Here is a 9,659-nt window from a genome sequence, read left to right on the forward strand (position 1 = left end):
GCGTCTGTTCATTATTATCATTATTGCGTCAATGGTATTTTGTAGCGTTTACCTCCAATATTCGCACTCAAACTCATATTGTTTATATTCTTATATGAAATAGGCCAAACCTTATATTGCTCTGGAAGAATATAACCGGCTAATCCTTCAGAAATCATTAACGGTTCTTTATTCGGAGAATCCAGTTGTAAATTCACCAGACGCACATGATGATTTCCTGAGTTTTTAATGTGAATAAAGCGTTGATTATTTTTCTTAATCAATTGAGCTTGCAAACCATTCCACAACTCACTGTCCTTATTCTGCTGTTGAGTATTGTTAAGCCCTTTTCCATAGATAAATAAGGGGATGGAGTAGCGCATTCGAACTTTAACAGCGAGTTCATTTTCCATCGAATCGGTTAGAGGGTCGTGAGTTGGAGGCAGTTCATCGATGATCACTCGGTAAGCATACTCTTTACCTGCTGTGGCTTCATCTTGATTGAGGATGCGAATCAGCTGTTTTTCACCAGGTTCAATTTTGACAAATGGTGGCGTGGCAATCAGTTGATTTTGATTAGAATAGTTATCTTCACCTTCATTTTGTCCCCATTTAAAAATCCTCACTTGTAAGTAAGAATCAACGTTGCCTTTATTCACCATCCAAAGGTATGTCGCATTCGTCTCCGCTGTTATTTTGGGGTAGATCGGCCAAATTAATAATGAATTGGCGTTAGTATTGGAGATAAAAACAAAAAGGAAGGTCGCTATTAATAATGATTTTTTGAGTATGAATTCCATTTCATCCCTCCGAAACATCACTTACCACTCCAAGGTCAGCGTAAGCGTATCCATATAAATTCCGGCTATTTCATTCCCATTTATTATTGCCTTTGCCCAGATAGGAAACTGAATATTATCTGAGTCTTGAGTGGTATCGACGGAATATCGTGTATCGATATCAAGCACTTGTGTGTAATCCAGATCCTGAAACAAAAAGTAGTCTACCGTAGTGACCTCTTCGCTATGCTTTAACTTGCGCACGCCATCCGATGAATTCAGCCCACCGTTTAGAGAAACATTCATCGCAATACCCGGAGTACAACTTAATGTAAGTGATGAGCTGTATGTGACACTGCCTTGTACTTCCGCTGCATAAACAGAAGAATGTTCACCAAAATTCAACGTTCCTATTTGTCCAGCTTGCGTTGCGCTCTCTTCTTGTACTGCGCCATTAATCAAACAGCCCGTGTCTACTGTTGCTGATACTTGAAAGGTTTCTGTCACATCAGCCAGCACAGTTGAAGAACACCAACTCATCACGACAAGTGAAAAGCCTCTAACAACCAGCGTCACGGTTTACCAGCTTAATGTCACACTGATTGTATCTGAGTACGATCCCGCAGTGCTGCTCGTACCGTAAGCTTTCGCAAAAAGCTCAATGGTCTGAGCCGTTGCGGTCGTAAACTCAGTAAGCGCCACCGTTCCATTTTGCACGATTTGGGTATTTCTGTCTGAATCGGTAAACAGCTTATATTCGATATACTCGGAACCATTCGACATCGCGTAGGAGCCAGCTGCTACACTTCCGTCATACAAACCAGTGCCAAGTGTAAAGGTCGGAGTCACGCCGTTACTACAGAGCACTTCAATGCCCGTCGCGCTGCCACCATTGACCACTGCATCTTGCTCAGTAAAGATCGCTGGCACGTCGCCGAAATCAAGTAAACCAAAACCAATACCAGAAGCAGTGTCTACCGCATTATTTCCGTTGATCACACAACCTTGTACAAGGTTAATGGAAACATCAATGGTGCCGCTCACTGAGGCGCTGTTTGCTTGCCAACTGAATGACGTTAATAACAGAGGCATCATCAAATATATTCTTTTCATATAAAGCTCCATTTTCTAACATTCCACTGTATATCGATGATTGTTTTATTAGTTATAGCTCAAGTATGACAAACTAAGTGCATATAAGATACGAAACATATAAAAGAAGTAAGTTAGGTATAAAAACAGGCACAATCAAAAAACAAACAACTACAAAATGCATTTTTTACAAGATATAAAACCACAAAATACCATTAAAAATAAAAAGGTTATTTGGTTGTTCTAAATACAGAAAGTGAAGCTTTACTGAAATTTCAGAAGAAAATAAAGTCGATTTGAACAGAGTCGAGCAGGAAATTGGTTATTAAACAGCAGTAAAATTCTAGGCTGAAATTAAGAAAATGGACGAAAAAGATAGGGCTAAAATAAACAAAAAGCGCCCCTTTTGGAGCGCTTTCTTACTAAAACTGACTATTCCCAATCAAGAATAACTTTGCCCGACATGCCAGAGCGCATAACGTCAAAGCCTTCTTGGAAATCATCAATCTTGTAGTGGTGCGTGATGATTGGCGATAGATCCAAACCAGATTGAATCAGTGAAGCCATCTTGTACCACGTTTCAAACATTTCACGGCCGTAAATGCCTTTGATAACCAGACCTTTGAAGATCACTTGGTTCCAGTCGATACCCATGTCTGATGGCGGAATACCCAACAGAGCGATACGACCACCGTGGTTCATTGTTGTTAGCATTGAGTTGAATGCTGCTGGATTACCCGACATTTCAAGACCTACGTCGAAGCCTTCTGTCATGCCTAGTTCAGCCATTACATCTTCAAGCTTCTCTTCAGCCACGTTTACTGCACGTGTTACGCCCATTTTACGAGCAAGCTCTAGACGGTATTCGTTTACGTCTGTGATAACCACATGACGAGCACCAACGTGTTTTGCAACTGCAGCAGCCATAATACCGATTGGGCCAGCACCTGTGATCAGCACGTCCTCACCCACAAGGTCGAAAGAAAGCGCAGTGTGTACCGCGTTACCAAACGGGTCAAAGATAGACGCTAGATCGTCAGAGATCTCGTCTGGGATCTTGAACGCGTTGAACGCTGGGATAACCAAGTATTCTGCAAATGCGCCTTCACGGTTTACACCCACACCGATAGTGTTACGGCATAAGTGAGTACGGCCGCCACGACAGTTACGACAGTGACCACAAGTGATGTGACCTTCGCCAGATACGCGGTCACCGATTTCAAAGCCACGAACTTCCTGACCAATCGCGACCACTTCACCCACGTATTCGTGACCAACAACCATAGGTACTGGAATGGTTTTTTGTGACCATTCGTCCCAGTTGTAAATGTGTACGTCTGTACCACAAATCGCAGTTTTCTTAATTTTGATCAGAATGTCGTTATGGCCAACCTCAGGTTTGTCTACTTCGGTCATCCAAATGCCTTGTTCAGGCTTTAGCTTTGATAGTGCTTTAATTTTCATAGTATTCACCAAATATTGCCCCGCTCAGTGCGAAACAAAAAATCTCTATAAGGTTCATCATCACTCAACAATGCGGGATAAAAGGCTTAACCCAATGAGCCTGCTCCAACGGAGATTTGGGCAAGCCTTTGTCATCAAACCGCATCAACATGAGAGATATCGAACTTAGATAATGCCCATGTCTTTACCAACTTGGATGAACGCATCGATCGCACGATCTAGCTGCTCACGAGTGTGCGCTGCTGACATTTGAGTACGGATGCGCGCTTGGCCTTTTGGTACTACAGGGAATGAGAAGCCGATTACGTAGATGCCTTTTTCTAAAGCACGCTCAGCGAACTCCGCTGCAACTTTTGCATCGCCCAGCATGATTGGAATGATCGCATGGTCTGCGCCGCCCATTGTGAAGCCTGCTGCTTCCATACGAGCACGGAAATGCGCTGCGTTTTCCCATAGACGGTCACGTAAGTCGCCGCTTTCTTCTAGTAGATCTAGAACGCGGATAGAAGCGTTTACGATGGCTGGTGCAACAGAGTTAGAGAATAGGTATGGACGAGAGCGCTGACGTAGCCAGTCAATCACTTCCGCTTTACCAGATGTGTAGCCGCCAGAAGCGCCACCCATTGCTTTACCTAGCGTACCAGTGATGATGTCGATACGGTCAACCACGCTGTGGTGCTCGTGCGTACCTGCCCCCGTTTTACCCATGAAGCCAACTGCGTGAGAATCATCAACCATCGTCAATGCGCCGTACTTCTCTGCTAGGTCACAGATAGCTGGAAGGTTTGCTACTACGCCATCCATAGAGAACACACCGTCCGTTACGATAAGAATGTGGCGAGCACCTGCTTCTTTCGCTGCGATCAGTTGTTGCTCTAGCTCTTCCATGTTGTTATTTGAGTAACGGAAGCGCATTGCTTTACATAGACGAACACCGTCAATGATTGATGCGTGGTTCAGTGCATCAGAAATGATCGCATCTTCTTTACCAAGAATGGTTTCGAACAGACCTGCGTTTGCATCAAAGCAAGATGTGTAAAGAATCGTATCTTCTTTACCGAGGAATTTAGAAAGCTTTTGTTCTAGCTCTTTGTGGATGTCTTGAGTACCACAGATAAAACGTACTGATGCCATGCCGAAGCCGTGCTCATCCATGCCAGCTTTACCTGCTTCGATAAGCGCTGGATGGTTTGCTAGGCCTAGGTAGTTGTTCGCACAAAAGTTCAGTACTTCTTCACCTGTCGAGATTTTAACAGCGGCTTGCTGTTGAGAGGTAATGATACGCTCTGCTTTGTAAAGACCTTCAGCCTTCACTTCTTCAATTTGCTGTTGAATCTGTTGGTAAAATGCAGAAGACATTCGCAATTCCTTCCTGGTTGTTTTGACGAGTTTTCACTCGTTTCGAATTTGGTTTAGCCTTTACGTGACGGGCGTCACAGGCCATCAGCTATCAATTAATTGTAGTGTAAAACAAGGAAAGGAAAACGATTATCCCTCAAGGTGGAAAAGCATTAATGAATTTGAGGAACAAATAACATCAATGCTTTTCTATGAGGTTGTATTGAAAGGAGTTATGACCAAGTAGGTTGGTTTAGAAGTTGCTCAAACTCCTTCGCTGGCACAGGGCGGCTATAGTGGAAACCTTGGCCGAACTCACAGTTTAGCTCGTTGAGATAATCCACATGGCGTTGCTCTTCGATACCTTCTGCGACAATTTTAAGACGCAAGGCTTTGGCCATAGCAATGATCACGTTGACCAGTTCACGATCAGAGTCGTTCTCAAACACGTTTTGCATAAAACTGCGGTCGATTTTCAGACGATCAAACGGGAACTTCTGCAAGTAACTCAGTGCAGAATAGCCCGTACCGAAGTCGTCAATCGTCAGCTTGGTACCCAGCGCACGTAGGTTATCCAGCATGTCCACCAACTCATCATCATGGTTAAACAACAAGCTCTCGGTTACCTCGACATCAAATTGCTCAGCAGGCAAACCCGATTCTTCTAAGCTTTGCCTAATGAACGCCAATAAGCGATCACAATAGCGGAATTGAACGCTAGAGAAGTTCACCGATACAAACAACGGCGAAATGGATTGCCACTGTGCTGCTTGATAACACGCTTGCTGAATGGCGAACTCGCCAAGTTGATGAATCAACCCATTTTTCTCTGCAATCGAGATGAACTCTTCTGGATTGACGAAACCAAACTTCTCATCGTTCCAACGCATCAATGCTTCTGCGCCAACAATTTTACCGCTTTTCAGTTCGATGATTGGCTGATAGTACATTTCGAGCAGTTGGTTCGAAATCGCATTACGCAAACGACTTTCTAGATCCAAGTAACGCTGTAGATCTTGGTTCATGTTGTGGTTGTAGAAGCAGAACGCATCGCGGCCATCTTGCTTCACGCGGTACATTGCCATGTCGGCACACGCCAACAGTTGCTCGGCGTTATCACCGTCGTCTGGGAAAACCGACATGCCGACACTGCCTGTCAGGAAAAACTCGTGATTATTCCAAACAAACGGTTCACTAAAGGCCGATAACACACTCGAAGCAACGCGCTTCGCGGTATCGTTATCTGGTAAATCTGGAATCACCAACAGGAACTCATCCCCACCGATTCTGGCGAGCAAATCGGTTTTTCTCGCGACGTTTTGAAGACGCTGAGCACTGAGTTTGAGAATTTCATCCCCAACAAAATGCCCCATAGAATCGTTGATCTGTTTGAAGTGGTCCAAATCAATAAACATCACCAATACTTTTGACCCCGTACGAGATGCTCGGATAAGCTCCAGCGCCAATCGTTCTGAGCCATAACTGCGATTTGGCAATTCTGTTAAGGTGTCGTATTTGGCTTGGAATGCGAGCTCTTTCTCCGATGCTTTTCGGCGCTCTATTTCTTTGGTGAGTTTGTGGTTTTGTTGAGAAAGAATATCTTTACGCTTTTTCTCTTCCTCAAGCTTAATCTTTAATTCCAATTTATTATTGTTTGCGACAAATGCATAACACAGCGCAATAACAATCATCACGGCGAGAATACTTAGCCCAACAATAAAGAGTCGAGAAGTAAAAATATCTCGCTCGTTGAGCGGTTCAAACCATGCCATCAATTTAAAGTGATGTTGTTCCACTGGCACTTCGAAATATATTTTCCCATCCAAAACCTTAGAAAGAAAATGATTCTCATCTGCATTAGTGGTTGAATTTTTAGTGATGGAATCCCACACCACCATTTCAACATCTTTTATTTTTAGCACCATGCGACTGTAGCTGTCTTCGTGCTCTTGATTGGTTAATTGCTCAATAACAATATCTTTATTGATGTCCGCAATTAAAAAAGCCACTGGTTTCCCAGAAAATTTGACTTGCTTAATCACTTGAATCCGAATGTTGTCACCATCACGAGTGGCACAAACTTCTTCCGGATGCCCGTGTTGGGTCATCAAATCATGGATATCCATTGGCTTGAGATCTTTTGGGCCAGTCGTGACGATGGTTGTTCCGTCACTGCCCACCAGCGTTAACTTGTTGTAGATGTTGCTACTGTTGATCAGCTTGCCGTCAATCTTCTCATCAAATCTACGCTTTAAGTTGATTAAACTTGCACCTAGGCCATATTCCATCGACATACCAGATGCTAAATTTGCAAAAAATGTTTGAACGGTTTTGTCACTCGATAAATTATCTACGTCTTCACTTGCAATAGTAAATAAGTTGTCTAGTGTGCTTGCATAGCTTTTTACTTTTAAATCCAGCTCTCTATATTGAGAGTCTTTTAATTTATTCTGTCCAAGACTTGTAACAACGATAAGTATCGCTAAATAAATAGAAACGATTATTGCGCTTATCGTTATTATCTTTTTACTGGATATTTTTTTAACAGCCTTTTTCATCGAATTTTCTTACTATCTTCTAAGAAGTAATCGTTATAAAAGTAGTAAATGGACGGGTAGTATTTTTTAACGAGCTTTTCATACGTCCCATCTTTTTTAATAGAATCTAAATAACGATCAAACGCTTCGCGTAATTCCGGTGAATTTTTACGGAACGCAACAGCCATTTTTTGATTTTCAGAAACAGGGCCAATAACTTTTATTTCTCCCGGCCATTTTTCTAAAGCAATTAATGTGTCTGCTACATCCAATAAGGTACTTTCAGCATCATTTTTCATGATGGCAGGTACCATTTCGTTTAAGAGTCGTTTGCCATCGGGCAAAATCACTTTGGCACCCGTGTCGTACAAGTCGTAAAGGTTTGGGTCTAGGCACGAATGCTCTAGCGCCAACACTTCTCGTCCATCGATCAACTCTTTCACTGTCTTGACGTCTTCGTCGATCGAGCCACTTGGCTTAATTGGACTTAAACTTGAATCGGTACGAGAAACAAGCCATACCGCCGATGGGAAGTAGTCCTGAGAAAAGTCCAATACCTCTTCCCGCCAATCCAAAATCGTCACGCCATTGGCTATCAGATCACCCTCAATTGGCACACTGCCACCCACGACTGCGCGGTTGTGTCGGTATTGAACATCTTGACCTGTCAGCTTACCGACCATGTCACTCCACTGAGCCGGTACGTACTCATATCGCACACCTAACGAGCTCGCAAATCCTTTTACGATATCGACATCTAATCCTGTCAGCGTGTGCATTTCACCTTGCTCGATGTAAGAAACAAAATTGGCATAAGGCACACCGATATGACGAAGCACACCACGTTCACGGATTTCTTTAAGGTCATTAGACCAAGCCGAAGAAGACATCACGGACGCGGCCAAAATCGCCACTGCAGTGATGGTTCGTTTAAGTGTTTTGACTGACATTGTGTATATCCTTCCCTTCAACAAAGCGCCCATAAATGGGCGCTTGAGTGATAAACAACGACGTTAGAACGAGTAGTACAGATCAGCAATCGCTTCGACCAATCCTTCTACATCTCGCTCATCATGGAACAAGTGTGTAGAGATACGAAGCGCGTACGTGTCGTGTCCATCATCTTTGTACAGCTTGAAGTTCGTTGTACGGATGATGTAGCCATATTCTTCACGCAGACGGTCACGGAACTCAGTCAGGATTTCTTCGTTCGTCACATCATAAAATGGGTTGAACGTCGTTAATCCACTCGTCAGCCCTTCCACATTTGGCGAGAACATTTTCGCATGTGGCAGCACGTCTTGGAGTGAGGTTTTACATTGGTCACTCAACGTTAGAATGCGGTCTTGGATTCGGTCACGACCAATCTCATCCCACATTTTACAGCTATCAGCCAGCGCTTGTTTAGCTGGGTAGTTATCGTTACCAATGTACTGCATTTGGATTTGCTTACCTAAGTAATCCGCATGAGAAAGCGACGAGTTTATCAACCACAATGGATTTTCACGGTCGCTCCAGTATTCGTTCAAACGATTACCGTTGTCGCGCACGTATAAAATGCCTGTTGCGCCCGGGCCACACTGCCATTTATGGCCAGAACCAGAGTAGAAATCGCAATCCAGATCATGTAGGTCAAGATCGAACATACCCACCGTGTGAGCACCATCCACTAACGTTGGAATTTGGTGCTCTTTTGCAAGAGAACAAATTGCCTTTGCTGGCAGCGCAGTACCGGTCTTGTATGTGATGTGAGAGAACACAATCAGGCGAACATTGTGGTGCGCTTCAATAGCGTCACGGAATGCTTGAATGTAGTCTGCTTCAGAAACGTCTTCAGTACCTGTAAACACTGGTAACTGAATTTCCACGACTTCTACACCAAAGCGGTGTTTTACAACATTCAGCGGAGATGTCGCTGCAATGTGTTCGTGGTGTGTAGTAAGAATCACGTCTCCCGGCTCGAAATGCAGACCATTAATGATCGAACATAGACCGTCAGTCGTGTTGCGGCTTAAGATGATTTCATCAGCATTTGCGCCAAAACCTGGTGCAATCTCTGCGATCATGTCTGAAACGTAAGGGAACTTACCAAACTTACCTTTCATGTCCCATGGGAACTTCGCCACTAATTTGTTGTTGTCTTCATAGCCTTCAAGAACATGTTTCGGCATTGAGCCTGTTGTACCAATGTTCATGTAAGTCGTTCGTTTATCCAAAACAAACTGCTTTTGCACTTTACGCCAAAAACGCTTATCGTGCTTTCTACCTAGCCCGCGGCTGCTCCAATCAATTTTCTGTTCTCGAGCTTGTGCTACACCTGAAAAAGCAGAAGCACCAACACCAGCTACAACGGCACCCGTTGCGCCTTTAAGAAAATTACGTCGGCTGCGATTAGTCTGAATAGAATCCTTGTCGCTCATTTTTGGCTTTGTTGCGTAATTCAGACGAGAAACCAAACCTCCTAAAGTTG

The 9,659-nt window shown here is 43.7% G+C and carries 8 protein-coding genes; all 8 read right to left on the reverse strand.

The window, feature by feature from the left end; translation table 11 throughout:
• Window positions 1-20: 20 nt before the first annotated feature.
• Complete coding sequence (locus OU793_RS21575; RefSeq protein ID WP_031779531.1) at window positions 21-779, reverse strand: molecular chaperone; 759 nt, start codon at window positions 777-779, stop codon at window positions 21-23.
• 21 nt (window positions 780-800) lie between these two features.
• Window positions 801-1,298 (reverse strand): spore coat U domain-containing protein, encoded by a 498-nt coding sequence (locus OU793_RS21580; protein ID WP_031831189.1) that lies wholly within the window; start codon window positions 1,296-1,298, stop codon window positions 801-803.
• Window positions 1,299-1,337: 39 nt separating this feature from the next.
• Window positions 1,338-1,883, reverse strand: a complete 546-nt coding sequence (locus tag OU793_RS21585) for a spore coat U domain-containing protein (protein ID WP_005485799.1) — start codon at window positions 1,881-1,883, stop codon at window positions 1,338-1,340.
• 399 nt (window positions 1,884-2,282) lie between these two features.
• Window positions 2,283-3,314 carry an L-threonine 3-dehydrogenase gene (gene tdh / locus OU793_RS21590; protein ID WP_005478141.1) on the reverse strand — a complete coding sequence of 344 codons (1,032 nt, stop codon included), beginning with the start codon at window positions 3,312-3,314 and terminating at the stop codon, window positions 2,283-2,285.
• Window positions 3,315-3,479: 165 nt separating this feature from the next.
• Window positions 3,480-4,673, reverse strand: coding sequence for a glycine C-acetyltransferase (locus OU793_RS21595; RefSeq protein WP_159408126.1), 1,194 nt, complete (start codon window positions 4,671-4,673; stop codon window positions 3,480-3,482).
• A gap of 212 nt (window positions 4,674-4,885) precedes the next feature.
• Entirely contained in the window at window positions 4,886-7,210 is a 2,325-nt protein-coding gene (locus OU793_RS21600; RefSeq protein ID WP_021822020.1) for a bifunctional diguanylate cyclase/phosphodiesterase, read from the reverse strand.
• Entirely contained in the window at window positions 7,207-8,139 is a 933-nt protein-coding gene (locus tag OU793_RS21605; RefSeq protein WP_005462861.1) for a transporter substrate-binding domain-containing protein, read from the reverse strand. The genes OU793_RS21600 and OU793_RS21605 overlap by 4 nt, the downstream gene beginning before the upstream one ends.
• A gap of 63 nt (window positions 8,140-8,202) precedes the next feature.
• Entirely contained in the window at window positions 8,203-9,609 is a 1,407-nt protein-coding gene (locus tag OU793_RS21610; RefSeq protein ID WP_005478185.1) for an aminotransferase class V-fold PLP-dependent enzyme, read from the reverse strand.
• Window positions 9,610-9,659 lie beyond the last annotated feature (50 nt).

The sequence above is a fragment of the Vibrio sp. VP6 genome, from assembly GCF_028823755.1.
Classification (GTDB): domain Bacteria; phylum Pseudomonadota; class Gammaproteobacteria; order Enterobacterales; family Vibrionaceae; genus Vibrio; species Vibrio parahaemolyticus.